This window comes from Comamonas sp. SY3, from assembly GCF_041730275.1.
GTDB classification, from domain to species: Bacteria; Pseudomonadota; Gammaproteobacteria; order Burkholderiales; family Burkholderiaceae_C; genus Comamonas; species Comamonas sediminis.
Map to the genome: position 1 here is coordinate 1 of NZ_JBGTYN010000035.1, position 25,370 is coordinate 25,370.

Annotated in this window: 28 protein-coding genes; 17 read left to right on the forward strand and 11 right to left on the reverse strand. The window is 63.6% G+C overall.

Annotated elements, in window-relative coordinates; all coding sequences use genetic code 11:
* Positions 1-487: 487 nt before the first annotated feature.
* From ACCQ08_RS24770 to ACCQ08_RS24805, 8 genes are all read left to right on the forward strand, one after another.
* Entirely contained in the window at positions 488-1,417 is a 930-nt protein-coding gene (locus ACCQ08_RS24770; RefSeq protein WP_021027913.1) for a branched-chain amino acid ABC transporter permease, read from the forward strand.
* Between the two features lie 12 nt (positions 1,418-1,429).
* Complete coding sequence (locus ACCQ08_RS24775; RefSeq protein WP_239810912.1) at positions 1,430-2,506, forward strand: ABC transporter ATP-binding protein; 1,077 nt, start codon at positions 1,430-1,432, stop codon at positions 2,504-2,506.
* A gap of 15 nt (positions 2,507-2,521) precedes the next feature.
* The gene (locus ACCQ08_RS24780) at positions 2,522-3,301 is read left to right on the forward strand and encodes an ABC transporter ATP-binding protein (protein WP_239810913.1); all 780 of its coding nucleotides are present in this window, start codon (positions 2,522-2,524) and stop codon (positions 3,299-3,301) included.
* 2 nt (positions 3,302-3,303) lie between these two features.
* On the forward strand, positions 3,304-4,035 hold the full coding sequence (locus tag ACCQ08_RS24785) for an ABC transporter ATP-binding protein (RefSeq protein ID WP_021027916.1): 732 nt from the start codon (positions 3,304-3,306) through the stop codon (positions 4,033-4,035).
* 34 nt (positions 4,036-4,069) lie between these two features.
* On the forward strand, positions 4,070-4,321 hold the full coding sequence (locus ACCQ08_RS24790) for a hypothetical protein (RefSeq protein ID WP_373451258.1): 252 nt from the start codon (positions 4,070-4,072) through the stop codon (positions 4,319-4,321).
* 154 nt (positions 4,322-4,475) lie between these two features.
* Positions 4,476-5,123, forward strand: coding sequence for a DUF47 domain-containing protein (locus tag ACCQ08_RS24795; RefSeq protein ID WP_373451259.1), 648 nt, complete (start codon positions 4,476-4,478; stop codon positions 5,121-5,123).
* A gap of 31 nt (positions 5,124-5,154) precedes the next feature.
* A complete protein-coding gene (locus ACCQ08_RS24800) occupies positions 5,155-6,165 on the forward strand; it encodes an inorganic phosphate transporter (RefSeq protein ID WP_239810915.1) in 1,011 nt (336 codons plus the stop codon).
* A 143-nt stretch (positions 6,166-6,308) separates the two neighbouring features.
* Positions 6,309-7,166, forward strand: coding sequence for an alpha/beta hydrolase (locus ACCQ08_RS24805; RefSeq protein WP_373451260.1), 858 nt, complete (start codon positions 6,309-6,311; stop codon positions 7,164-7,166).
* Positions 7,167-7,188: 22 nt separating this feature from the next.
* Here ACCQ08_RS24805 and ACCQ08_RS24810 read toward each other — a convergent pair whose 3' ends face one another.
* The gene (locus ACCQ08_RS24810; RefSeq protein ID WP_373451261.1) at positions 7,189-7,668 is read right to left on the reverse strand and encodes a hypothetical protein; all 480 of its coding nucleotides are present in this window, start codon (positions 7,666-7,668) and stop codon (positions 7,189-7,191) included.
* Positions 7,669-7,685: 17 nt separating this feature from the next.
* On the reverse strand, positions 7,686-8,213 hold the full coding sequence (locus ACCQ08_RS24815) for an N-acetyltransferase family protein (protein ID WP_312462787.1): 528 nt from the start codon (positions 8,211-8,213) through the stop codon (positions 7,686-7,688).
* Positions 8,214-8,320: 107 nt separating this feature from the next.
* Between ACCQ08_RS24815 and rpsP the strand changes: the two genes are divergently transcribed.
* The 6 genes from rpsP (at position 8,321) to ACCQ08_RS24845 (ending at position 12,440) form a co-directional block, all read left to right on the forward strand.
* Positions 8,321-8,572 (forward strand): 30S ribosomal protein S16, encoded by a 252-nt coding sequence (gene rpsP / locus ACCQ08_RS24820; RefSeq protein WP_116927508.1) that lies wholly within the window; start codon positions 8,321-8,323, stop codon positions 8,570-8,572.
* Positions 8,573-8,675: 103 nt separating this feature from the next.
* Positions 8,676-9,248 (forward strand): ribosome maturation factor RimM, encoded by a 573-nt coding sequence (gene rimM / locus ACCQ08_RS24825; protein WP_133854975.1) that lies wholly within the window; start codon positions 8,676-8,678, stop codon positions 9,246-9,248.
* Between the two features lie 39 nt (positions 9,249-9,287).
* Positions 9,288-10,064, forward strand: coding sequence for a tRNA (guanosine(37)-N1)-methyltransferase TrmD (gene trmD / locus ACCQ08_RS24830; protein WP_373451262.1), 777 nt, complete (start codon positions 9,288-9,290; stop codon positions 10,062-10,064).
* Between the two features lie 133 nt (positions 10,065-10,197).
* Positions 10,198-10,581 (forward strand): 50S ribosomal protein L19, encoded by a 384-nt coding sequence (rplS, locus tag ACCQ08_RS24835; RefSeq protein WP_027011119.1) that lies wholly within the window; start codon positions 10,198-10,200, stop codon positions 10,579-10,581.
* A gap of 90 nt (positions 10,582-10,671) precedes the next feature.
* The gene (locus tag ACCQ08_RS24840) at positions 10,672-11,415 is read left to right on the forward strand and encodes a CoA pyrophosphatase (protein WP_239810922.1); all 744 of its coding nucleotides are present in this window, start codon (positions 10,672-10,674) and stop codon (positions 11,413-11,415) included.
* 47 nt (positions 11,416-11,462) lie between these two features.
* Positions 11,463-12,440 carry a CobD/CbiB family protein gene (locus ACCQ08_RS24845; protein WP_239810923.1) on the forward strand — a complete coding sequence of 326 codons (978 nt, stop codon included), beginning with the start codon at positions 11,463-11,465 and terminating at the stop codon, positions 12,438-12,440.
* A gap of 133 nt (positions 12,441-12,573) precedes the next feature.
* On the opposite strand, the gene ACCQ08_RS24850 is transcribed toward ACCQ08_RS24845, so the two are convergent.
* Positions 12,574-13,740, reverse strand: coding sequence for an MFS transporter (locus ACCQ08_RS24850; protein ID WP_373451263.1), 1,167 nt, complete (start codon positions 13,738-13,740; stop codon positions 12,574-12,576).
* Positions 13,741-13,894: 154 nt separating this feature from the next.
* On the opposite strand from ACCQ08_RS24850, the gene ACCQ08_RS24855 reads away from it, so the two are divergent.
* The gene (locus tag ACCQ08_RS24855; protein WP_312833622.1) at positions 13,895-14,875 is read left to right on the forward strand and encodes a LysR family transcriptional regulator; all 981 of its coding nucleotides are present in this window, start codon (positions 13,895-13,897) and stop codon (positions 14,873-14,875) included.
* Between the two features lie 17 nt (positions 14,876-14,892).
* On the opposite strand, the gene rsgA is transcribed toward ACCQ08_RS24855, so the two are convergent.
* The 3 genes from rsgA to ACCQ08_RS24870 are packed head-to-tail and all read right to left on the reverse strand — an operon-like array spanning position 14,893 to position 17,532.
* Positions 14,893-15,876 carry a ribosome small subunit-dependent GTPase A gene (gene rsgA / locus ACCQ08_RS24860; protein WP_312417247.1) on the reverse strand — a complete coding sequence of 328 codons (984 nt, stop codon included), beginning with the start codon at positions 15,874-15,876 and terminating at the stop codon, positions 14,893-14,895.
* A gap of 5 nt (positions 15,877-15,881) precedes the next feature.
* The gene (locus ACCQ08_RS24865) at positions 15,882-16,226 is read right to left on the reverse strand and encodes a 4a-hydroxytetrahydrobiopterin dehydratase (RefSeq protein WP_239810927.1); all 345 of its coding nucleotides are present in this window, start codon (positions 16,224-16,226) and stop codon (positions 15,882-15,884) included.
* A complete protein-coding gene (locus ACCQ08_RS24870) occupies positions 16,219-17,532 on the reverse strand; it encodes a M48 family metallopeptidase (protein WP_373451268.1) in 1,314 nt (437 codons plus the stop codon). Before ACCQ08_RS24870 ends, ACCQ08_RS24865 begins: the two co-directional genes overlap by 8 nt.
* Before the next feature lie 36 nt (positions 17,533-17,568).
* On the opposite strand from ACCQ08_RS24870, the gene orn reads away from it, so the two are divergent.
* The gene (orn, locus tag ACCQ08_RS24875; RefSeq protein WP_312462791.1) at positions 17,569-18,180 is read left to right on the forward strand and encodes an oligoribonuclease; all 612 of its coding nucleotides are present in this window, start codon (positions 17,569-17,571) and stop codon (positions 18,178-18,180) included.
* Here the strand turns inward: orn and ACCQ08_RS24880 are convergent.
* Positions 18,173-18,928 (reverse strand): hypothetical protein, encoded by a 756-nt coding sequence (locus ACCQ08_RS24880; protein WP_373451264.1) that lies wholly within the window; start codon positions 18,926-18,928, stop codon positions 18,173-18,175. The two genes, orn and ACCQ08_RS24880, sit on opposite strands and share 8 nt — an antisense overlap.
* A 388-nt stretch (positions 18,929-19,316) precedes the next feature.
* Here ACCQ08_RS24880 and ACCQ08_RS24885 point away from each other — a divergent pair, with 388 nt between their 5' ends.
* Positions 19,317-21,365 (forward strand): DEAD/DEAH box helicase, encoded by a 2,049-nt coding sequence (locus ACCQ08_RS24885; RefSeq protein ID WP_373451265.1) that lies wholly within the window; start codon positions 19,317-19,319, stop codon positions 21,363-21,365.
* Between the two features lie 119 nt (positions 21,366-21,484).
* On the opposite strand, the gene ACCQ08_RS24890 is transcribed toward ACCQ08_RS24885, so the two are convergent.
* The 4 genes from ACCQ08_RS24890 to ACCQ08_RS24905 all read right to left on the reverse strand — a co-directional run bounded on the left by ACCQ08_RS24890 (position 21,485) and on the right by ACCQ08_RS24905 (position 25,158).
* A complete protein-coding gene (locus tag ACCQ08_RS24890) occupies positions 21,485-22,723 on the reverse strand; it encodes a multidrug effflux MFS transporter (protein ID WP_373451266.1) in 1,239 nt (412 codons plus the stop codon).
* A 169-nt stretch (positions 22,724-22,892) separates the two neighbouring features.
* Positions 22,893-23,435, reverse strand: a complete 543-nt coding sequence (locus ACCQ08_RS24895; RefSeq protein WP_239810932.1) for an ATP/GTP-binding protein — start codon at positions 23,433-23,435, stop codon at positions 22,893-22,895.
* Positions 23,436-23,454: 19 nt separating this feature from the next.
* Positions 23,455-24,351, reverse strand: a complete 897-nt coding sequence (locus tag ACCQ08_RS24900) for a hypothetical protein (RefSeq protein ID WP_373451267.1) — start codon at positions 24,349-24,351, stop codon at positions 23,455-23,457.
* Between the two features lie 321 nt (positions 24,352-24,672).
* A complete protein-coding gene (locus ACCQ08_RS24905; RefSeq protein ID WP_312417256.1) occupies positions 24,673-25,158 on the reverse strand; it encodes a copper chaperone PCu(A)C in 486 nt (161 codons plus the stop codon).
* Positions 25,159-25,370 lie beyond the last annotated feature (212 nt).

Here is a 25,370-nt window from a genome sequence, read left to right on the forward strand (position 1 = left end):
CGGCCTGGTGGCTGACCTGTTCGACGCCGTGCCCGAGATGGCCAGCAAGCTGTAAGCGCTGACCCACCCTTGCTAAAAACGCGGCCCAGGCCGCGTTTTTTTATGCCTGCCCGAAGCGGCGGTTATTTGGTTGTTTATGCAACCGAATCCGGTATAGGTGTTTGCACCAGTGTCCCCGCGCTGAGACGGGCGAGTTTTGATTATTGAGCTTGCTGCATTAATTATTAAAAACGCATGGCCATTCGTTGAATCGATACCTAGTAAATTCCCTAGGTGTCGACGATGTCCTCCCCCGTATTCATGCGATTTGCGCATAGGTCCCTAGGGAAAGCGCTAGAGCGATAGTCGCCAAAAAACCGAAGGGGCGTCTATAAAATTGTTTCGATCCGCATAAAACTGTTATCGCGGTTAGAGGCGGCTGCATCTCGGGACACCCCTGTTTCATGCAGTTTTCGCTGTAGTGGTTCCAAGCTGAAGGGTTGGTTGTATGGATATTTTGCTGCAGCAGATCATCAATGGTCTGGTATTGGGCAGCATGTACGCTTTGATAGCCTTGGGCTACACCATGGTGTACGGCATTATTCAATTGATTAACTTCGCGCACGGCGAAGTGCTGATGATCGGGGTGCTGACCAGCTGGAGCATCATCGGCGTGATGCAGGAGGCCATGCCGGGAACGCCGGGCTGGGTCATCTTGCTGATCGCAACGCTGATTGCCTGTGTGGTGGCGGCGGTGCTCAATTTCACGATCGAGAAGCTGGCCTACCGGCCGCTGCGCAACAGCCCGCGCCTGGCGCCGCTGATCACCGCGATCGGCATGTCGATCTTGCTGCAGACCCTGGCCATGATCATCTGGAAGCCCAACTACAAGCCGTACCCGACCCTGCTGCCAATGGAGCCGTTTGACCTGGCCGGCGCGGTGATCACGCCGACGCAGATCCTGGTGCTGGGCGTGACGGCCGTGGTGCTGGCGGTGCTGATGTACCTGGTGAACTACACCCGCCTGGGCCGCGCGATGCGGGCAACGGCGGAAAACCCCCGCGTGGCGGCGCTGATGGGCATCAAGCCCGACATGGTGATCTCGGCCACCTTTGTCATCGGTGCGGTGCTGGCGGCCATTGCCGGCGTGCTCTGGGCGTCGAACTACGGCACGGCGCAGCACACGATGGGTTTCCTGCCCGGCCTCAAGGCCTTTATCGCTGCGGTGTTTGGCGGCATCGGCAACCTGGCGGGCGCCGTGGTGGGCGCGATGATCCTGGGCCTGGTGGAAGCCATCGGCGCGGGCTACATCGGCCAGCTCACCGGCGGTGTGCTGGGCAGCCAGTATGTCGACATTTTCTCGTTCATCGTGCTGATCATCGTGCTGACTCTGCGCCCCTCGGGCCTGCTGGGTGAGCGGGTGGCCGATCGGGCTTAAGGGGAACACCGCATGAAGAACAACAAAGCACAATGGATTGTCGGCGCGATTGCGCTGCTGGTACTGCCGCTGATCCTGCAGTCCTTCGGAAACGCCTGGGTGCGCATTGCCGACCTGGCGCTGCTCTACGTGATGCTGGCGCTGGGCCTGAACATCGTCGTGGGCTTTGCCGGCCTGCTGGACCTGGGCTATGTGGCCTTCTACGCCGTGGGTGCCTACATGCTGGGCCTGATGGCCTCGCCGCACCTGGCCGAGACCTTTGAAGGCTTCAAGGCCATGTTCCCCAATGGCCTGCACACGTCCATCTGGCTGGTGATACCGCTGGCCGCGTTGCTGGCGGCGGTCGCGGGGATGATTCTGGGCTTCCCGGTACTCAAGCTGCGCGGGGATTACCTGGCCATTGTGACCCTGGGTTTTGGCGAGATCATCCGCATCTTCATGCTGAACCTGGACCAGCCCGTCAACATCACCAACGGACCCAAGGGTCTGGGCCAGATCGATTCGATCAAGATCCTCGGCTTTGACTTTGCCAAGCCGCTGGAGATCGGCAGCTACACGGTCTCCTCGGTCACCTTGTACTACTACCTGTTCCTGCTGCTGGTCGTGGCCAGCGTGGTGATCTGCTACCGCCTGCAGGATTCGCGCATTGGCCGCGCCTGGATGGCCATCCGTGAGGACGAGATTGCCGCCAAGGCGATGGGCATCAACACCCGCAATCTGAAGCTGATGGCCTTTGGCATGGGCGCGACGTTTGGTGGTGTGTCCGGCGCGATGTTTGCGGGCTTTCAGGGCTTTGTCTCGCCCGAATCGTTCAGCCTGATGGAGTCGATCATGATCGTCGCCATGGTGGTGCTGGGTGGCCTGGGCCACATCCCCGGTGTCATTCTGGGTGCCGTGCTGCTGTCGGCGCTGCCCGAGGTACTGCGCTATGTGGCCGGCCCGCTGCAGCAGATGACCGACGGCCGCCTGGATGCGTCCATCCTGCGCCAGCTGCTGATTGCCGTGGCGATGATCGTGGTGATGCTGCTGCGCCCACGCGGCCTGTGGCCCGCACCCGAGCATGGCAAGAGCGCGATCCAGAAAGACTGAGCAGGAGAGACGAGCATGACGAACACACAAGCTCCTGCACTGAAGGTGGCAGGTATTTCCAAACGCTTTGGCGGTTTGCAGGCCCTCTCGGATGTGGGTCTGACCATCGAGCGCGGCCAGGTCTATGGACTCATCGGCCCCAATGGCGCGGGCAAGACGACATTCTTCAATGTGATCACCGGGCTGTACACACCGGACAGCGGCAGCTTCGAGCTGGCGGGCAAGCCCTACGAGCCCAAGGCCGTGCACCTGGTGGCCAAGGCCGGCATTGCGCGCACGTTCCAGAACATCCGGCTGTTTTCCGACATGACGGCACTGGAGAACGTGATGGTAGGCCGCCATGTGCGCAGCCATTCGGGTCTGCTGGGGGCGATCTTTCGCACACCGGGTTTCAAGGCCGAGGAGCGGGCGATTGCAGAGCGCGCCCGCGAGCTGCTGGCCTATGTGGGCATCGAGCGCTATGCCGATTACAAGGCGCGAACGCTGTCGTATGGCGACCAGCGCCGCCTGGAGATTGCCCGCGCGCTGGCCACCGACCCGCAGCTGATTGCGCTCGACGAGCCCGCTGCCGGCATGAATGCGACCGAAAAGGTGCAGCTGCGCGAGCTGATCGACCGCATCCGCAACGACAACCGCACGATCTTGCTGATCGAGCACGATGTGAAGCTGGTGATGGGCCTGTGCGACCGGGTGACGGTGCTCGACTACGGCAAGCGGCTGGCCGAGGGCTCGCCGGCCGAGGTGCAGAAAGACGAAAAAGTGATTGAGGCCTATCTGGGCACCGGAGGACACTGAGCATGGTTGACAAGACATCCAACCCCGTACTGCTGAAGGTGCGTGGGCTGAAAGTGGCCTATGGAGGCATTCAGGCCGTCAAGGGCGTCGATTTCGAGGTGCATGAGGGCGAGCTGGTGTCCCTGATCGGCTCCAACGGCGCGGGCAAGACCACGACGATGAAGGCGGTGACGGCCACACAGGCGATCAATGACGGGCAGATCGAGTTTCTGGGCGAGAACCTCAAGGGCCGGGGCGCCTGGGACCTGGTCGCCAAGGGCCTGGTGATGGTGCCCGAAGGGCGTGGCGTCTTCACGCGCCAGACCATCACCGACAACCTGATGCTGGGCGCCTATCTGCGCAAGGACAAGGCCGGCATTCAGGCCGACATCGAGAAGATGTTCAACATCTTCCCGCGTCTGCGCGAGCGCAAGGACCAGCTGGCCGGCACCATGTCCGGCGGTGAGCAGCAGATGTTGGCGATGGCGCGCGCGCTGATGGCGCAGCCCAAGCTGCTGCTGCTCGATGAGCCGTCGATGGGGCTGTCGCCGATCATGGTGGACAAGATCTTCGAGGTGGTGCGCGATGTTTATGCGATGGGCGTGACCATCGTGCTGGTCGAGCAGAATGCCAGCCGTGCGCTGGCCATTGCCGACCGGGGCTATGTGATGGAGTCGGGCATCATCACGATGACCGGCCCGGGCCAGCAGCTGCTGGCCGACCCCAAGGTGCGCGCCGCCTACCTGGGCGAATAGCCGCCGGGCCGATCCGCGCTCCCCACAGCACTGCATGCCAGTGCTTTTTTTATTGGGGATACGCATCCAGCCGGCAGCCCCAGGCCTTGCGCAAGCACAGGGCGGCAAGGGCGGGGAGGCGCGCTTTGGAGGGCAGCGCCAGCGCGCCTGGTTCGCTCTGGAGAAGGTGCAAAGGGCAGGGCGCAGCCAGCGCTGTTTGAGGCACGGCGGCCTCAAGTGCGACAAAGAAATGACAATTGCATTTAAAATTGGTGAATTTTGCAGTGCAGCAATGCGCCGTGAATGACAGATTTTGCGCACGGCCAACCGCTGACACCGCTGACAATTCAAGGGGTTGCAGGGTCGTGACGGGGCCTGGGGGCCGGGCTGGCAAGCCAGTGTCCGGCCGGGAGTGCGCAGGTTCTTTTCCTTTTTTGCATTGAAACCGAATAGGTGCACCCATGCTCTTTGGCAAACTCTTGCCGCGCGAAGGCAATTTCTTCGAACTGTTCAACCAGCACGCTGCCCGCATCGTAGAAGCGGCCCACGCGTTTTCCCAACTGGTCGCCAATTACAACGACCCCCACCTGCGCGAAAAATACAACCAGGACGTGGACAACGCCGAGCGCGCTGCCGACCGCGTCACCCATGAGGTCAACCGCACCTTGCACAAGACCTTCATCACCCCCATCGACCGCGAGCAGATCCACTCGCTGATCAATACGATGGACGATGTGGCCGACCTGATCCAGGACTCGGCCGAGACGATGGCGCTCTACGATGTGCGCCATATGACCGAAGAAATCACCCGCCTGACGGACCTGAGCGTCAAGTGCTGCGAGCGCGTGCGTGATGCCGTCAAGATGCTCGACCGCATTGCCGATCCGGCCACCACTGAAGCGGCCATCAAGACCTGCGAAGAGATTGACCGCCTCGAGAGCGACGCCGACCGCGTGATGCGCTCGGCGATGAGTAAGCTGTTCCGCGAAGAGCCCGATGTGCGCGAGGTGATCAAGCTCAAGGCCATCTATGAGCTGCTCGAGACCATCACCGACAAGTGCGAGGATGTGGCCAACCACATCGAAGGCATCATCCTGGAAAACTCCTGATCCGTTGCAGCAAGCAGGAGACTGAACTTCCATGGAACCGATGCAAACAGCCCTGTGGGTGATTGTCGTGCTGGTGGCGCTGGCCATCTTGTTCGACTTCATGAACGGGTTTCATGACGCGGCCAACTCGATTGCGACCGTTGTCTCTACCGGCGTGCTCAAACCCACCCAGGCGGTGGTGTTTGCGGCATTTTTCAACTTTGTGGCGATCTTTGTCTTCCACCTGAGCGTGGCGGCCACCATCGGCAAGGGCATTGTTCACCCGGGCATTGTCGATACCCATGTGATCTTTGGCGCGCTGGTGGGCGCGATCGCCTGGAACCTGATCACCTGGTACTACGGCATTCCGTCCAGCTCCTCGCATGCGCTGATCGGCGGCATCGTGGGCGCGGTGATTGCAAAGGCGGGCTCCGGTGCGCTGGTGGCCAGCGGTATCTGGAAGACCGTGGCCTTCATCTTCGTGTCGCCGGTGCTGGGCTTCCTGCTGGGCTCGGTGATGATGGTGATCGTGGCCTGGCTGTTCCGCCGCACCACGCCGGGCCGGGTCGACAAGTGGTTCCGCCGCTTGCAACTCGTCTCTGCCGGTGCCTACAGCCTGGGGCACGGCGGCAATGATGCGCAAAAGACCATCGGCATCATCTGGCTGCTGCTGCTGTCCACGGGCTACGCCTCGCCCAACGATGCCGACCCACCGTTGTGGGCCATCGTCTCGTGCTATGCGGCGATTGGCCTGGGCACGATGTTCGGCGGCTGGCGCATCGTCAAGACCATGGGCCAGAAGATCACCAAGCTCAAGCCCGTGGGCGGCTTCTGTGCTGAAACCGGTGGCGCGATGACCTTGTTCATTGCCACGGCACTGGGCATTCCGGTCTCGACCACGCACACCATCACCGGAGCCATCGTCGGTGTCGGCTCCACCCAGCGCATGAGCGCGGTGCGCTGGGGTGTGGCGGGCAACATCGTCTGGGCCTGGGTGCTGACCATTCCGGCCAGCGCCTTTGTAGCAGCGTTTGCTTACTGGGTAAGTTTGCAAATCTATTGAAGGCGGATGGTTGATAGCCAAAACTCGGCTGGCGGATATGATCTGCCAGCCGTTTTACTTTGGACATCACCATGGCCATGCGCGATTTGCCTTTGACTCCGTTATTTTTCCCGCTGCATCCCCTGGGCTGGGTGGCTGCCGCCATGGCCTTGCTATGCTTTGGGGGCTTTGCGGTGGCCTGGTTGCTGGCAGGGTGGCTGGCTCAGCCACACCGCCAGCACATCGGTGCAGCGCCCCCGGAGCTAGGTGCCGTAGCGGTGGAGATCGCATCTGCAGGCGGTGCGGTACGGGGCTGGTATGCCCCCGGTGAGCCCGGCCGGGGCGCCGTGCTGCTGCTGCACGGCATACGATCCGACCGTCGTGCGATGCTGCCACGGGCGCTGGCCCTGCAGCGCCTGGGCCATGGCGTATTGCTGATGGATTTGCCCGCGCATGGCGAGAGCGACGGCGACATGCTGTCGTTCGGCCCCCGCGAGGGTCTGGGGGTTGCCCAGGCACTGACCTGGCTGCAGGAGCAACTGCCGGCCGAAAAAGTAGCGGTGATCGGCGTGTCCTTGGGTGGTGCGAGTCTATTGATGGCCGAGCTGCCGCAATCACCCGATGCCGTGGTGCTGGAAGGCGTGTTTCCCACCCTGCGGGCGGCAGTGGACAACCGGGTGCGCGCTGTGCTGGGCCCCTTGGCGCCATTGGCGCGGATCGCCACGCCTTTGTTGCTGTGGCAGATGCCGCTGCGCCTGGGTCTGGAGCCGAATAAGCTGCGGCCCATTGACCACCTGGCGAGCTGGACCCTGCCAGTGATGGTGCTGGGCGGCACGGAAGACCGCTACACCCCGCCTGCTGAAACCCGGCAGATGGCAGAGGCTGCAAACCAGGCAAGGCGATCGCCGCAGCCGCTATGGCTGGTGCCGGGCGCAGCCCATGTGGACTTGCACCAGTTCGCGCCGCGGGCCTATGAGGAACAGGTGTTTGGCTTCTTGCAGGCGCATCTGCACACGCGCTGAGGGCCTGGCGCCGCCCATTCCCTTACTGCGAAATCTTGCGCGCTTCCTCGATCTGGTACTGGAAGTAATGCTCAAAGCTGTAGGCCAGGCTGGCCATCAGAATCGTGGTGCCGATCAGCAGCGACGCCACAATGCCGAAGATCGTCAGCCAGCGGGTGCGGCCGGGCAGTGCGTCTTCGGGCAGCCCGGGGTTGTGGCGCGCGTTCCACTTCTCGGGCGCCATCAGCCCATAGACGATGGCCACCAGCGCGCAGGCCGCAATGGTGAAGCCCAGCAGCGGCACCAGCAGCCAGCTGACCTGGTCGTCAATGCCATGGCTGGCAATGCGCTCCATGCCATACAGGCCCAGCGCCGTGGGAATGGGCAGCATCCAGCCGATCATGTCACCCAGGCCATACAGGTAGAAGCGGTGCAGACCCAGCGGCCCCCCCAGAAAGGCCAGCCAGGTGGTCAAGGTCTTGCTCTTGCTGCGCGGCATCGCGTGGGTGAGGGGGTGGCTCATAAGGCGGGTAGGGTGGGTTAGGTGGTGGGGGCGCTGTGGTCTCCGTCGCCCAGGGTTTTTTCCATCATCACGATATCCAACCAGCGGCCAAATTTCCAGCCCACCGAGCGCATCACGCCCACCTGGGTAAAACCGGCTGCGCGGTGCACGCCGACCGAGCCGAGGTTGTTGGAGTCACCGATCACGGCGATGAGCTTGCGCACACCGGCAGCCTCGCAGTGCGCGATCAAGGCATTCATCAGCAGGCGCCCCAGGCCCCGGCCATGTTGGCCATCCGCCACATAGATCGAGTCTTCGGCCGAGAAACGGTAGGCTGGCCGGGCCTTGAACCAGTTCGCATAGGCATAGCCGAGGATCTGGCCGTCGGCATCCTCGGCCACCAGGTAGGGGAGCTGGCGCGACAATACCTCGTCTCGGCGCCGGGTCATTTCCTCTTCGCTGGGGGCTTCGGTCTCGAAGCTGCCTGTGCCATGCAGCACATGGTGGGCATAAATGCGGGTGATGGCTGGAAGGTCCTGGGGGGTACTGGCACGAACACTTGGCATGATTGAAAGAAGTTTGTATAATTTGCGGCTTTACTGCGTGTCGCTGGCCGGGTGGCTAGTTGCGTGTCTCAAACGTGGTAAGAAAACTAACCACCCGAAGGATTATTATGGTCGTAATTCGACTCTCCCGCGGCGGCTCCAAGGCCCGTCCGTTCTACAACATCGTCGTTGCTGACAAGCGCGTGCGCCGTGACGGCTCGTTCATCGAGCGCGTGGGTTTCTACAACCCACTGGCCAAGGAAGGCGTTGAAGGTCTGCGCGTTGCTCTGGACCGCGTGGCTTACTGGAAGAGCGTTGGTGCTCAGGCTTCCACCACCGTGGACCGTCTGGTCAAGCAAGCTGCTGCCAAGGCTGCTTAATTTGCCTCTCTCGTCACGGGTGGTGCTCCGGTACCATTCGTGCATGCGGGCCGCTGCTGCGATGAGCACTGCGGCCCGTTTTTTATTGCCCTGTTGAAATGCCATGCCCGCTACCGAGTTGTTGTTAAGCCCTGCCACCTTGCCCGATGACGCCATTGAAGTGGCGCGCATCGCCGATGCCTGGGGCGTCAAGGGATGGTTCAAGGTGATTGCCCTCAGCCCCGACCCGCAGGCGCTGCTCAAGTCCAAGCTGTGGTTCATCCAGCCCCCAGAGAAGGGCGCGCGCCACTTCCAGGGCGTGGCCCAGCTGGAGATGCGCCAGGCGCGGTTCCATGGCGATGGCATGGTGGGCTGGGCCCAGGGCGTGGACGACCGTGACCAGGCGGAAAAACTCAAGGGTGCGCGGGTGTTCATCTCGCGCGCCGATTTCCCCAAGACCGAAGACGGCGAGTACTACTGGGTGGACCTGCTCGGTCTGGCCGTGGTCAACCGCGAAGGTGTTGCACTGGGCACCGTCAGCGACCTGATGGCCTCCGGCCCGCAGACCGTGCTGGTGCTGAACTACGAAGAAGACGGCAAGACGCAGGAGCGCCTGATCCCGTTTGTCGACGCCTTTGTCGACGAGGTCTCGCTGCCCAACAAGCGCATCACGGTCGACTGGCAGCCGGACTACTGATCGTGCCGGGCACACTGGCCGCCAGCGGGGAGAATTTCTATGCGCTTTGACATCATCACCTTGTTCCCCGAGCTGTTCAGCCCCTTTGTCGAGGTGGGCGTGACGCGCCGTGCCTACAGCAGCGGCCAGGTGGCAGTGCAGTGCTGGAACCCGCGCGACTACGCCCCGGGCAACTACCGCCGCGTCGATGACCGCCCCTTTGGTGGCGGCCCCGGCATGGTGATGATGGCCCAGCCGCTGGCCGATTGCCTGGCCGCCATCCGCGCCGCGCGTGCCGAGGCCAAGCCTGCGCCGCTGGTGCTGTTCTCGCCGATTGGCGAGCGCATGGACCATGCCCAGGTGCAGCGCTGGTCCGATTCGCAGGGCGCCATTTTGCTGTGCGGCCGCTATGAAGGTGTGGACCAGCGCTTTATCGATCGCCATGTCGATAGGCAGTTGAGCCTGGGCGATTTTGTGCTCTCCGGTGGCGAGATCGCTGCGATGGCCCTGCTCGATGCGGTGGCCCGCCTGCAGCCGGGCGTGCTGCATGACGAGGGCAGCCACCAGTTCGACAGCTTCAACCCGGCGCTCGATGGCCTGTTGGATTGTCCCCACTACACCCGTCCGGAGGTCTGGGAAGGTGAGCCGGTGCCTGCGGCGCTGCTGTCGGGCCACCATGCCAATATCGAGCGCTGGCGCCGTGAGCAAAGCCTGCGCAACACGGCCATGCACCGCCCTGAACTGCTGGACCAGGCGCGCAGCCGCAACCAGCTCAGCCGCAAGGATGAGCAGCTGCTGGCCAGTGCCGATTTGGTGAATTTGGCAAAACCGCTATAATTGCGGGTTTTACGATCCTCTACACGGCCGCTTTTTTCAATGGTGAGAGAAGCAACACGCCGCAACTGCCCCGTACACCGTGCTGGGCGCGGCTGCCAAATTCATGGCGCGCGTATGATCGTTGGATGAAACCATGAACCTGATCCAGATTCTCGAGCAAGAAGAAATTGCTCGCCTGAACAAGACCATTCCTGAATTTGCCCCTGGCGACACCGTGATCGTGAGCGTGAACGTTGTTGAAGGTACGCGCAAGCGCGTGCAGGCTTACGAAGGCGTGGTGATTGCCAAGCGCAATCGCGGTCTGAACAGCGGCTTCACCGTGCGCAAGATCTCCAGCGGCGAAGGCGTGGAACGTACGTTCCAAACCTACAGCCCCATGATCGCCGGTATCGAAGTCAAGCGCCGCGGCGATGTGCGCCGTGCCAAGCTGTACTACCTGCGTGAGCGCAGCGGCAAGTCGGCTCGTATCAAGGAAAAGCTGCCAGCACGCAAGGCAGCACCTGTGGCAGCTGCGTAATAACGCTGCGACAGAGCCCAGTGCTGAAAGCCGCTACAGTGCAAGCTGTGGCGGCTTTTTTACATGGGCCGCTGCTTGCTGCCCCCGTCTATGTCCCACCTATCCTCTCCCTCGCCTTCGTCATCCCCCGCCGCCGCTACCCGGGTTTCGTCCGTGCTGGACCCGCGGCGCGCGCCGGTGGTGCAGATCGATTCGGCCCTGCCGGCGGTCGCTCCGCGCATGTTGCTGGCAGATTCCCTGCGCCAGGCCTTTGCCGCCCATCCCCATGGTGGGGAGCCGGAGATCTTCCGCGAGCGCAGCTGGACGGACCGCCCACCCGCCAAGGCCGCCGTACTGGTGGCGCTGGTGCAGCGCCAGGAGATGCATGTGCTGCTGACCCAGCGCAGCGCCAGCCTGAGCAACCATTCGGGGCAGATTGCGTTTCCGGGCGGCCGCCAGGACCCGGAGGACCGCGATATCAACGACACCGCGCTGCGCGAGGCCTGGGAAGAGGTGGGGCTGGCGCGTGAGCGCGTCGAAATCATTGGCCGCCTGCCCGAGTACGCCACCGGCTCGGGCTTTGAGGTGACGCCCATCGTCGGGCTGGTGCAGCCACCGTTTCACCTGCAGGCCAACCCGGGCGAGGTGGATGAGGTGTTTGAGGTGCCACTGTCCTTCTTGATGAACCCTGCGCACCACCGCTGGCAGCAATTGGACACGCCGGAGTTCAGCCGCCGCTGGCTGTCGATGCCCTATGACGACCCTGCGTCGGGCCACCAGCGCTTCATCTGGGGGGCTACGGCCAGCATGCTGCGCAATTTGTACCGGTTTTTGGCGTTTCCGCCCGCGTTGTAGTTTGTAACGGCTTGTGTGATACATCACAGCCGGTATGATCACTGTCCATGAGTTTTTTCGCCACGCTGATGGCCCTGCTGCTGGAGCAGGCCAAGTCCCTGTCTCGTGACAATCCGGTCTATGCCGGCGTGCGCGCATGGGTGCAATGGCTCAGCCGCAACCTCGATGCTGGCGAGCAGCGCCACGGCTGGCTGGCCTGGAGCGTCGCGGTGCTGTTGCCCACGGCCCTGGCCATGGGCATGCATTGGCTGCTGGTCGCACTGGTGGGCTGGCCGCTGGCGATGGCCTGGCATGTGCTGGTGCTGTATGTGACCCTGGGCTTTCGCCAGTTCAGCCACCATTTCACCCGTATCCGCCATGCGCTGGAATCCGGCGACGAAGAGCAGGCCCGCCAGTACCTGGCCGATTGGCAGCAGGTCAACGCCGATGATCTGCCGCGGCGCGAGATCGTGCGCCATGTCATCGAATACTCGGTACTGGCCGCGCACCGCCATGTGTTTGGCGTGCTGGCCTGCTACTCCATCGGCTCGGCGCTGGGCCTGGGGCCTGCCGGCGCGGTGTTTTTCCGCATGGCTGAATATGCGTCGCGCTTTGCGCGCAAGTCGCCCGAGCCGGCCGCCCTGGTGCAAGGCGCTTTCGAGACGGTCGCCGCCAAGGCCTGGACGGTGGTGGACTGGTTGCCCTCCCGGCTGACCGCGCTGAGCTTTGCCGTGGTGGGTAATTTCGAAGAGGCCATCGACGGCTGGCGCTTTCAGACCCAGCATTTCCCCAATGACAACGACGGCGTGATTCTGGCCGCCACCGCCGGCGCCATCGACGTTCGCCTGGGAGGCGTGGCCTTGCGTGCCCGCAGTGTCGATATCGATGCCGCTGCGCCGCTGCAGATCCAGGGCGATGGCGCCACCACCCCGGGCCGTGACCCGGAAGTGGCCCACCTGCGCAGTGTGGTGGGTCTGGTGTGGCGCTCCGTCGTGGTCTGGATGTTGCTGCTCGCGCTGCTCACCCTGGCGCGCCTGTTAGGCTGAGCCGCTAACACAACCCTTGATACGTCGTTGCCTGGCCGGCCGCGCCAAGCCTTGTCGTACTACTGTACTGCCTGCGGCTTGGCGTCTAGTCTCAACCGCAAACCTGCGGTTTGCTGGGCCGTGTTAACGGCAACTAGGCAGTCTGCAGCGCAGCGCTTGGGCTGCGGCGCTGGCCCATCGCCACCAGCACCAGGCCGACGGCCGACAGCGCTGCAGCACCCCAGATGATCGACAGCAGGCCTGCGCCGGCAATCAGGCTGCCGCCTACCCAGGCACCCAGCGCATTGCCCAGGTTGAAGGCGGCAATGTTCAGGCTGGAGGCCAAGGTGGCGCCCTGGCTGCCCACACCTTGCATCACTCGCATCTGCATGGGGGCAACGGTGGCGAACGCGACAACGCCCAGCACTGTCACATAGGCCATGGCCACGCCTGCCGAGATGCCAAAGGCCCAGCGGCCTGCGAGCAGCACGGCCACCAGGGCGCCCAGGGTGATCCACAGCGCGCGCACCACGCCCCGGTCGGCCAGCTTGCCGCCGGCAATATTGCCTACGGCCGAGCCGGCGCCAAACAGCAGCAGGCTCACGGCCACACCGGTGTTGCCCATCTGGGTGATCTGCGACAGCAGCGGCTCCACATAGGTGTAGAGCGCAAACACGCCCCCAAAGCCGAAGACCGTCATGCCCAGGCCCAGCCACAACGGCGTGCTCGCCAGAATGGACAGCTCATCGCGCAGTGCAGCAGGCGCGGCTTGCTGGAGCTTGCTGGGCACAAAGGCGGCCAGAATGCCCAGGGCTACGGCACCGACACCCGCTACGGCCGCAAAGGCCATGCGCCAGCCAAAATGCTGGCCGATCCAGGTGCCGGCCGGCACGCCCAGCAAGGTAGCTAGGGTCAGGCCCGAGAACATCAGCGCAATGGCCGAGGCCTGCTTGTCCTTGGCCACGAGGCCGGTGGCGACGACGGCACCGACGCCAAAGAAGGTGCCGTGGGTGAGCGAGGTCAGCATGCGCGCGCCCATCAGCCAGCCGTAGCTGGGGGCCATCGCTGCGGCGATGTTGCCGGCGATGAAGATCAGCATCAGGCCCAGCAGCAGCCATTTGCGCGGCCAGCTGCGGGTGGCCAGGGTGAGCACGGGTGCGCCAATGGCCACGCCAAACGCATAGCCGGAGATCAGTGTGCCGGCCGTCGGGATGCTGATGCCCAGGTCCTGGCTGACCTGGGTGAGCAGGCCCATGATGATGAATTCAGTGGTGCCAATGCCAAAGGCACCGGCGGCGAGCGCCAGCAATGAGACAGGCATGAGAGGTTTCCTTGTGTGATGCGATGGCCGGTGGCCTCGTTGAGGAGATGGATTGTGAAGCGCAGCCGCATTCTTGTGTAGTCGGAACAGCGGAAAGGTATTTGTTCCCAAATGGAATAAATGGGTGCAGAATTTGCGGTCACCATCGACCACCATGACGCTTTTGACCATGCGCAACCCTGCCTCTGCCGCCAGCCCGACTTTCGAAACCAACCGCTCCGGTGAGCTGGAGGTGTTTGTGCAAGTGGCCGAGCACGGCAGCTTCTCGGCTGCGGCCCGCCACCTGGGCGTGTCGCCGTCGGCCACCAGCAAGATCGTTGCCCGCATGGAGGCGCGGCTGGGCGCGCAGCTGCTGCTGCGCAGCACCCGCCGCGTGCAGCTGACGCCGGAAGGCCGCCAGCTCTACGAGCGCGGCCAGCGCGTGCTCGCTGACCTGCAGGAGGCCGAAGCGGCTGCATCGCTGCGCAGCACGCCCAAGGGGGTTGTGCGCATCAACTCCAGTTCATCGACCGGGCAGGCCATCCTGGTGCCGCTGATGGCCCGGCTGATGCAGCAGTACCCCGGCCTGGTGCTGGACCTGAGCTTTACCGACGAGGTGGTCGACCTGATGGAGGCGCGGGCCGATATCGCGATCCGCTGGGGCAAGCTGCCGGCCTCGGACATGGTGGCGCGGCTGCTGGGCCATACCCGCCAGGTGATGGTGGCGGCACCGGCCTATCTGGATGCGCATGGCGTGCCCACGCACCCTAATGCGCTGGGCGGCCATGTGCGCATTGGCTGGAACTACCAGCGCACGGTGCCGCACTGGCCGTTCCGGGTGGCGGGGCAGGATGTGGAGGTGCCGATTGGCGAGTTGCTGCGCGTCAACGATGGCGATGTGATGCGCAACCTGGCGGTCGAAGGCGTGGGCCTGGCGCGGCTGTCGCTGTTCCATGCCTGGCACGATATTGCTGCAGGCCGGCTGCAGGTGGTGCTGGAGGCCTTCAACACCGGGGTGCTGGAGCCCATCCATGCGGTCTACCTGGGCAAGCCCGAACGCCTGCCGTCGCGCACGCGGGCGGTGCTTGATTTTCTGAAAGCCCATGTCGACCTGGCCCATGCCGAGACCCTGCCCAAGCAGTGGTGCCGGGGCTGAAGTCTGGATAAACAGCTTCAGTAGGCGCTCAGGTTGAGCTCGTCAAACAGCTCGCTGTAGATGCGGTAGCGGTTTTCGCTGATCGGCAGTTCGGCATGGCCGTTTTGTACCGCGTTGATCACGCCGCAGCCGGGCTCATGCAGATGGGTGCAGTTGTAGAACTTGCATTCCTTGGCATGGGCGCCGATGTCGGGCATGCAGGCCGCCAGCTGCGTGGGCGCGATGTGGTACAGGCCAAACTCCTGGAAGCCGGGCGAGTCGATCAGCGCCGTCTTGCGCGCCTCGTCCACCCAGTACAAGGTGGTGCTGGTGGTCGTGTGCTTGCCGGTGTTCAGCGCCTGCGAGATCTCGTTGGTCGCGACATTCGCATCCGGTATCAGCAGGTTGATCAAGGTGCTCTTGCCGACGCCCGAGGGGCCGAGCACCAAGGTGGTCTTGCCTTCGAGCAGGCCATAGATGGCGTCGCGGTCTTCCTCATCGGCGCCTTCCAGTGCGAACGGCAGCACCGTGTAGTGCGGCGGGTCCTCGGCCTGGTCGCGCATGGTGCGGTAGGGCTCCAGCCGTTCCCAGGCGCGCAAGAAGGGCTCGCCCAGGTCCATCTTGTTGAGCGCAATGATCGGCGTGATATGCGCCGCTTCGGCCGCGATCAGCGCACGTGCCAGCTGCACCTCGCTGAAAACCGGCTCGGCCGCGATCAGGATCAGCAGCTGGTCCAGGTTGGCCGCAAAGGTCTTGGTGCGGATGTCGTCCTGGCGGTAGAACACATTGCGCCGCTCCAGCACTTTCTCGATCGTACCCTCATCGCCCTGGCCCGGCGGCGGGGCCAGCCAGCGCACCTGGTCGCCGACGACGGCCTGGCTCTTCTTGCCCCGGGGGTGGCAGATGCGGCGCACGCCGTCAGGCGTCTCCACCACGCAGTGGCGGCCATAGCTGGCAACGACCAGGCCGGTCTGGGTACCACTGTGGCTGGGGGCGCTGGCGCGTCTTGCAGGTTTTGCCATGTCTCTCAGGCCAGCTGCAGCAGGGCTTCGATGCGGCGCGCGCATTCAAAGTCGGTGACCGACAGCCCATGCACATCATGGGTGTTGAAGCGCACCACGCAGCGGTTGTAGTGCACCGACAGGTCCGGGTGGTGGTCCTGCGTATGGGCCACCAAGGCCACGCCGTTCACAAAGGCCATGGTCTCGTAGTAATTGGCAAAGCGGAAGGTCTTCTCGATGGCCACATCGGCGCCATCACCGCTCAGCACCCAACCGGTCAGTTGGCTCAGCTGTGTCACCACCTCGGAGGCGGACAGCGCGCGGCGGCTCTGGGTGGACCAGTCTTGTTTGGGCAGATGGGTTTCAGTCATGGGCCAATTGTTGCATGTGGCGGATACGCTCTACGGCAGGCGGGTGCGAATAGTAATAGCGCACATAGACCGGATCGGGCGTCAACGTGGAGGCATTGTCCTCGTAGAGCTTGAGCAGGGCGGACTGCAGATCGGCCGCGCGCGTCTGCTGGACAGCATAGGCATCGGCCTCGAATTCATGCTTGCGCGAGGACTGCGCCATCAGCGGTGAGACAAAGCTGCTGAATACCGGAATCACCAGCATGAACAGCAGCAAGGCCAGCGCATCGTTGGGGCTGGAGCCGGGCAGGCCCGGGATGTTCAGGTTGGGCGTGACGCCCAGGCCGGTATAGAACCAGCCCTGCTGCGACAGCCAGCCCAGCAGCGCAAAGCCCAGCAAGGTCAGGCCGAACAGGCCCAGCATGCGCTTGATGATGTGCTTGTGCTTGAAGTGTCCCAGCTCATGGGCCAGCACGGCTTCGACCTCGCCGCCATTGAGCTTTTGCAGCAAGGTGTCGAAGAACACGACGCGCTTGCTGGCGCCAAAGCCGGTGAAGTAGGCATTGGCATGGGCGCTGCGGCGGCTGCCATCCATCACAAACAGGCCCTTAGCCGCAAAGCCGCAGCGCTGCATCAAGGCCTGCACCCGGGCCTTGAGGCTCTCGTCTTCGAGCGGCTGGAACTTGTTGAACAGCGGTGCGATGAAAGCCGGGTAGATGACCATCAGCAGCAGGTTGAAGCCCACCCAGAAGGCCCAGGCCCAGAGCCACCACCACTGGCCGGTCGACCCCATCAGCCACAGAATGACGGCCAGGATGGGCAGGCCCACCAATGCGCCCATGGCCGTGCCCTTGAGCAGATCGGCCAGCCACAGGCCGGGCGTCATCTTGTTGAAGCCAAAGCGCTGCTCCAGCACAAAGGTCTGGTAGTAGCTGGCTGGCAGATCGATGAGGCCGCTGATCAGCGCAAACGCGGCGACCAGGGCCAGCTGCTGCCACATGCCGCCGCCCAGTGCATCCAGGAGACTGGCGTTGAGCAGATCCAGGCCACCCAGCAAGGTCCAACCCAGCAATGTGGCGGTGCCTATCGCCAGGCCCAGCAGCCCAAAGCGCGTTTTGGCGATGGTGTAATCGGCCGCCTTGTGGTGCGCCGCCAGGCTGATGCGGTCTGCAAAGAGGGCGGGGACGGCGTCGCGGTGCGCTGCGACATGGCGCATCTGGCGGCTGGCCAGCCAGAGTTTGGTCAGCACACTGGCAGCCAGTGCGATCGCGAATATCAGGGTGAGCAGCAGCGATGGAGTCACAAGTGGGGGTGTTGGTGGGGGAATACCGGACAGTGTAGGGCATAGGCGACAATCGCCCCCATGCAAAACAAGAACACCCTGGATACACAGGCCGACCCCGTGCCTGAGCTGGCCAAGTCCGATCTGAACCTGGTCTGGCTGGACTGCGAAATGACCGGTTTGAACCCGCAGGAGCACCGTGTGATCGAGATCGCGCTGGTGGTCACCAATGCCGACCTGAGCGTGCGTGTTGAAGGCCCGGTGATTGCGATCCACCAAAGTGACGAGGAACTGGCCAAGATGGATGCCTGGAACCGGGGCACCCATGGCCGCAGCGGGCTGACCGAGCGGGTCAAGGCCTCGGCGATTGACGAGGCCGCTGCGCAGGCCGAGGTGCTGCGCTTCATGAAGCGCTATGTGCCCAAGGCCAAGGTACCCATGTGCGGCAACAGCATTGGCCAGGACCGCCGTTTTCTGGCGCGCTACATGCCCGATCTGGAGGCTTATTTCCACTACCGCAATGTCGATGTGAGCACGCTCAAGGAGCTGGCACGCCGCTGGCGCCCCGAGCTGGTCACCGGCTTCAAGAAGGCGCAAAAGCACACTGCGCTGGCCGATGTGCATGAGTCGATTGACGAGATGCGGTACTACCGCCAGCATTTTCTGCAGCTGGCGCCCGCAGCAGCTACCTGAGGTCGAAACGGTTGACCTGGCTGGTTTCGGTCACCAGGGTATCGGTTTTTCCGGCCTGGTGGGTAACGGCGATTTCTTGGAGGGTGAGCCCACGGTAGGGGCCTGCCGCTGCCACCCAGGTCGTGGTCCGCGTCTCCCGGCTCGCACCGGGTTGGCCTTCCTGGCTGGCTGCCACGGTGATGACGAAGCGGCATGCCTCCACGGTTCCAAGAGCGGTCGTGATGGTTTCCCGGCCTGCGTAGGTTCGCGTCTCGGCCAGCGTGGTCACGGTCTTTGTTTCTCCGCCTGCGTTCGAGAAGCTATCCGTTTGCACGATGGTTTGTGAGGTGGTCTGGCCGGGCTCCATCGCGATGACCGACTGGCGCGGCGGGGCCAGGCTTTGCCGGCTGGTGGAGCCGATATTGAATGCGTTGTAGCCGTGGTACAGCAGCGCTCCCCCTTCGATGCTGTAGTGCAGGCTGGTGCGCCCGCTGTTGGGTGCGGGATTGATATAAATGTTGTTGATGCCGTTTTCCTCCGTCTGGCTGGTGACCCAGTGGTAGACAATGGAGGTCAAAGCCGGCGCATCATTCAAACGGCTGCTCTGGCTGACATAGATTTGCGTGTCCTTGCGGTAAAAACCGGCATTGAAGCAGTCGCTGGAATTCTTGGCTTCTTCTGAACTGTCTCCGCCACCGCCACAAGCGGCCAACAGGGCTGCACTGAGCAGGCCAGTCAGCGCGATGAAAGTTCGTGGATGGCGGGTCATGCGGTCTCCTTGTAGGGGTGTATCCCGAAACATCGTAGAGGCCATGGTGCGGTGGTCAATCACAATGGCTTGGTTTGTTGCGTTTTCCCCAAGGTCTGGGTTTGGGTGTCCAGCAGCGCTGTTGTTGCACAGATGTCCTACGCTTGATGCGGGAAAACCCGAAACGTGCGATAATTTGCGCTTCCCCGCCAAAACTGGCGGTTGATACGTACATCTCCCTTCATTCTCTGGGCGTCCAGGCCATGCGATTCGCAGCATGGCCGATTTGAACAAGCCCGCGGCAATCTGTATGGCCGTTACCGTTTGATGGTTGATGTTTTTAAACCATGAACGGTACGGAACTGCGTCGCGAAACGCGCAGCGGCCGGCCTATTGCTATTGTTCAAAAATGACGCAAGACCTCCATCTGCAGGGCGAACCCGCGCCTGCGCAAAACACTGTTGACGCTACCCAAGAGATCGTCAATACCACCCCCCTGTCCGCTGAAGCCATCGACGCTTCGCAAGAAGGCAACACCGAGCTGGTGGCTGAGACCGAAGCCGAAGCGCTGCCTGAAGAGCCGAACGGCTTTGTCGAGCTGGGCCTGGCACCCGAGCTGGTGCAGGCCGTCAAGGACCTGGGCTACACCCAGCCTACCGCTGTGCAACGGCGCGCCATTCCTCTGGCGATGATTGACGAAGGCAACGACAACCAGCATTTCACCGATCTGATGGTGTCGAGCCAGACGGGCTCCGGCAAGACCGCAGCCTTCCTGCTGCCCGTGCTGCACACGCTGATCCAGCAGCAAGGCCAGGCCGAAGCCGCTGAGCGCGCTGAACACGAACGCCTGGTGGCAGAAGCCCTGGCCCGTGGCGAGCAAGCGCCCAAGCGCGCCAAGCGCAAGAACCCGCTGAGCCCCCGCAACTTCAAGGCCGCCCAACCTGGCGCGCTGGTGCTGTGCCCCACCCGTGAGCTGGCCCAGCAGGTGGCCCACGACGCGATTGAACTGGTGCGCCACTGCCGTGGTCTGCGCGTGGCCAACATCGTGGGCGGCATGCCTTACCAGCTGCAAATCGCCAAGCTGCAAAACGCCGACCTGGTCGTCGCAACGCCTGGCCGTCTGCTGGACCTGCAGCGCTCGATGCAGATCAAGCTCGACAAGGTGCAGTTCCTGGTGGTTGACGAAGCCGACCGCATGCTGGACCTGGGCTTCTCGGACGACCTGGCCGAAGTCAACCAGCTGACCGCACAGCGCAAGCAGACCATGATGTTTAGCGCGACCTTTGCGCCCCGCATCCAGCAGTTGGCCATGCGCGTGATGCATGACAACGGCTCTGGCGTGCAGAAGATCACCATCGATTCGCCCCAGGAAAAGCATGCCAACATCAAGCAGGTGCTGTTCTGGGCCGACAACTCCCAGCACAAGCGCAAGCTGCTGGACCACTGGCTGCGCGATGCCTCGATCAACCAGGCCATCGTGTTTGCATCCACCCAGGTGGAGTGTGACGGCCTGGCCAACGACCTGCAGCAAGAAGGCTTCTCCGCTGTGGCATTGCACGGCGCGCTGAGCCAAGGCCTGCGCAATCGCCGGCTGATGGCGCTGCGCAATGGCCAGGTGCAGATCCTGGTGGCCACCGATGTGGCCGCCCGTGGTATCGACGTGCCCACGATCACCCACGTGTTCAACTACGGTCTGCCGATGAAGGCCGAAGACTACACCCACCGCATTGGCCGTACCGGCCGTGCTGGCCGCTCGGGCCTGGCGATCACCTTCGCCGAGTTCCGTGACCGCCGCCGTGTGTTCGATATCGAGGCTTACACCAAGCAGCAGTTCAAGCCGGAAGTGATTCCAGGCATGGAGCCGCAGCAACGCTTCCCTGCACGCAGCGAAGGCGCGCGTGGCGCAGGCCGTGGGGGTGACCGTGGCCGTCCAGGTGCGGGCCGTGGTGGCGAGCGCCGTGGCGGTGGCGGCTTTGGTGCCGACCGTGGTGGTTTCGGTGCCCGCCGTGACGGCGAAGGCTATGGCCGCAAGCCAGGCTTTGGCGAGAACGCTGGTTTTGGTGGTGCTCCACGCGGTGGCGACAGCCGTCCGCGTTTCGAGCAGCGCGATGACCGCGCACCACGCTTTGAGCAGCGCCCTGACCGTGGCGGCGACCGCTTCCAGGACCGTGGCCCGGACCGTTTCCAGGATCGCGGCGCTGATCGCTTCCAGGACCGCGCACCCCGCCCCGAAGGCCGCAGCTTCGACCGCGCGTCTGAGCGCCGTGGCGACCGCTTTGGCGGCGACAACCGTGGCGCTGACAGCCGTGGCCCACGCAGCGCAGGCCCCCGCCATGCCGGTGGTGGTGACTTCGCCCAGCGCCGCCCAGGTGGTGAAAGCCGCTTTGGTGGTGAGCGTGGTGGCCGTCCCTACAGCCCCGCCGGTGGTGACCGCAAGCGCACCGAGCGCAGCCGTTAATCAGCGCATCGCGCAATGACAAAGAGCTTCCCGAGGGAAGCTCTTTTTTTGTGCCTGCCGCGCAAGGCGGCTGGTGGATGGCAGGACCTTGGCGCCTGGTGTGGTGCATCCGTCAGACGTCAGACTGCGTTGTGGCGGCCTATATCGGGCCAGCGGTGGTGAAAATAGATCCAGCTGATCAGGCCGGTCAGCATCAAGCCCATCGACGCGATGGCCAGTGCCACGGTCGAATGCATGACCAGGGGCGCGAGCACACCCGCGACGATGCCATTGGCCACCGATGTGACGACGGCCTGCAGCGAGGAGGCGAGGCCCCGGCGCTCCGGGTGCAGATCCAGCACCAGCAGGGTGACCACCGGGGTCATCAACGCCCAGCCGAAGGAATAGATGCCCAGTGGCAGCAAGGCCCAGGCCGGGTGTGGGGGCAGCACCAGGTTCAGCAGCAGGTAGATGCAGGAGGTCAGGAACATGATCAGAAAGCCGTGGCGTACCTGGCGCTTCGGGGGTATCTTGCCCGCCAGCCTGCCGCTGACCCAGGCGCCCAGCATGATGCCGCCGATGGTGCAGATGAAGAACCAGAAGAACTGGGTCGGCTGCATGTGCATGTGGGTGCCCAGAAAGGTGGGGGCCGACAGGATGTAGATGAACATGCCATTGAACGGCACACCGCTGGCGGCAGCCAGCAGCAAAAAGCGCGGGCTGCTGCACAGCTGCCAGTAGCCGCGCATGAGGTTGCGCACATCAAAGGCCTGGCGTTTTTCGGGCGGCAGACTCTCGGGCAGCAGGCGCCAGTTGAAGGCCCACAGCAGTGCGCCGATGGCCGTCAGCAGCCAGAAAATGGATTGCCAGCTGGCATAGGCGATGAAGACGCCGCCGATCATCGGCGCAACTGCAGGCGCGATGCCGAAATAGATGGTGATCTGGCTCATCACCCGCTGGGCCTGGGCAGGCGGGAAAAGATCACGCACCACCGCACGCGAGACCACAATGCCGGCGCCGGTGGTGCAGCCCTGCAGCGCACGGAACAGAATCAGCTGCGCGGGCGTCTGGGCCAGCGCGCAGCCGGCCGATGTCAGCGCGAAGGCGGCCAGTCCCCACAGCACGACGGGGCGGCGGCCAAAGCTGTCCGACAGCGCACCGTGGAACAGGTTCATGAACGCGAAGCCAAACAGATAGGCCGACAGCGTCTGCTGCATCTGCAGCGGCGAGGCGTTGAGCGATGCCGCAATCCCATCAAAGGCGGGCAGGTAGGTGTCGATCGAGAACGGGCCGAGCATGCCCAGCAGGGCCAGCATGACCGCCAGGATCCATTGGGGCGGGGGCGGTGTGGAGGCGTCTGCGGGGCGTGGTGGGTTCATGGCCAGCGCGCCACCGGCCCAGAGGCAGGGGGCGTCGTCAAATAGAGGTGAAGACAGGGCTGCGCTGCAGCCTGGGGCCTGCCCGGTGCGCAGGCAACAGGCGCCGAGCTTACCTCAAGCGCCGGGGTGCTGCAGTCGCTGCGGTATAGGGGAGCGCTGGGGGAGCTGCTCAACGGGGCTGCACTTCGTCAGGCAGCATCGCGGCGATGATGTCCAGGGTATCGAGCATTTGCGAAGGGTTGCGCGGATCGGCGCTGAGCACGGGCACCACGCACTCGGCATGGGCCGACAGCCGCACCGTGAACATCTCCTGCTGCGCGGCGGATGCCGGGCGCGCAATCAGCACCACGATGGCCTGGATGTTGGGTGCCGCATGGCACTGCTGTATCAGGTTGATGGTCTGCTCCATCGCCTGAGGATCATGGATATCGACCATGACGATAGCGCCAAAGGCCAGGGACAGCGCCCATTCGCGCACAAAGTCGTAGCGCTCCTGGCCGGGGCAGCCGTAGACCTGCAAGGTGTCCTCATCGTCGAGCTTGATTTCGCCAAAGTCGAGGCCCACCGTGGTGGTCTCTTTCGCATGGGCTTGCTTGTCCAGGTTGGGGACGTCGCATTCGATCGCCAGGCTGCCGCAGAGGCTGCGGATCGCCGTGGTCTTGCCGATACCCATGGGGCCCAGCAGCACGATGCGTTTGATGGGGTGGTGCATGCGGTCCTCCCGTCAGGTGTTAATGCGGGTCGCTGGCGCGGTTCTGGTGGATCCAGCGGCTCAGTTGTCGGAAAAGGCCCAGCTTGGCCGATGCCGCGCCGGGCTCGGCGGCGTGGGCTGCTGGGGGCGCGGGGGTGGCCATGGCAACGGCGGGGGTGGCTGGGGGTGGCGCTGTCTCCACGAGCACGCCCTTGCCCCGCAGGACCTGGAGCACGCGCAGGATCTCCGCGCGCTCGAGCTGCGTGCGATCGGCCAATTCGTCCAGGTCACGGTCACCGGAGATCATCGCTGCCAGCAACTGCCGGTGCGCCTGGCCTGCCATGCTGCCGGTCAGCTGGGTCCAGCGCTTGATGCGAAACCGGGTGCCGGCCGCCGGCAGCTTGCCCGGCGCAGCAGGCACGGCCGTGGCGTTCGCCACCGGCACATCGGCCGACGGCTCCGGCACCGGCTCGGCGACCACGGTTGGCAGGCTCAGATCGGTGGCCTTGAGGAAGGCCGCATCGGCATTCTTGAGCTGTACGTCATGCCCCAGCGTCATGCTGTGCTGGCGGCGGTTCTTCAGCGTCTCGCGAAGGCGCTTGCCATGGGCTTGCACGCTGAGGTGTTCGAGCACCTGGGTCAGGCGTCCCACGCTGTAATCGGGTGGCAACTGGGCATCGATCTGGTCGGGCCACTGGGCGCGTGCCGCCTGGGCCTGGTCGTCGGTCGCAATCAGCAGCACGAACGAACCGTGGGAGCGGTTCTGGATGGCGTCGGGCGCGCTATGGGCGTCGATCACCCACAACTCGGTAGCAGGCTTGGCGGTCTGAGAAGGCTGTTTGTCACGCCAGTGCTTGGCTGCGACCTCGAACAAATAGCTAAAGCGCAGTTGATGGGCTTCACTCAAATGGGCGGCATGCAGGATCAACTCGGACATAACAACTCTCCCTGGCACATTCACCTTCAAGCGTTGCGAAACCGCAGTTCGCGCAAAGCATTTGCCTGGCGTGGACGCTGTTCCATTTTCAAAGCTTGTAATAATATGTCAATGTTGTAGATCTATTAATAATGGGTAATTAATTAATAGCTACTATAGTTTGATCTCGGTGCCAGATTAGGCGGGGGATGCCTGAAAAGTGTAACTGCCTTTCCGGGCAGCTCTGTGGCCCAGCGTTGGCAACGCCACAGAGATGTTTGGCAAGGCTTATTTAGTATTCAAATAAACAACAGGCCAGTGCTGGCCTGCGGTGGTCGCCGGTCAGTGCTGGTGTTGGTGGCCGCCTGGCGCGGGCTGGCCTGCGGCTGCCGGGGCCAGCGCGCGTACCGGGGCGGTAACGGCAATGCTCTCCTTGGCGCCGTCGGCGTGCACCACGTCCAGCGTCAGCTCGACATTCTCGCCAGCGACCAGCGGCTTTTTCAGGCCCATCAGCATGATGTGGTAGCCGCCCGGCTTCAGCGTCACGGTCTGGCCGCTGGGCAGGTTGACGCTGGGCACTGCCCGCATCTTCATGACGTTGTCCTGCATGCGCATTTCATGCACTTCAGCGCTGCTGGCGGCGTCCGTCTTCACGCCGACGAGCTGGGCGTCGTCATGCGCAGAGCGCAGCTCCAGAAACACGCCGGAGGCCTGCTGCTGTGCGACGGTCGCGCGCGCCCAGGGATTGCTGACCGTGACATGGGCAAAGGCGCTGGAAGCGGTTGCAAACGCGAAGGCGGCGAGCAGGGAGGGGAGCAGGGGGCGCATGGTCGGGGAGGGAGAGAAGTGGCAGGGGGATGAATGATGGCTGCATTCTACAAGTGCAGCTGAATGGGCGCTTCCAGCCGCTGCGGTAGTACGGCAGGCAGCGGGGGCGGGGAGGCAATAAAAAACGGCCTAGGCGAGAAGCCTAGGCCGTCAAGAATGGTGGGCCCTGAGTGATTCGAACACTCGACCAACGGATTAAGAGTCCGCTGCTC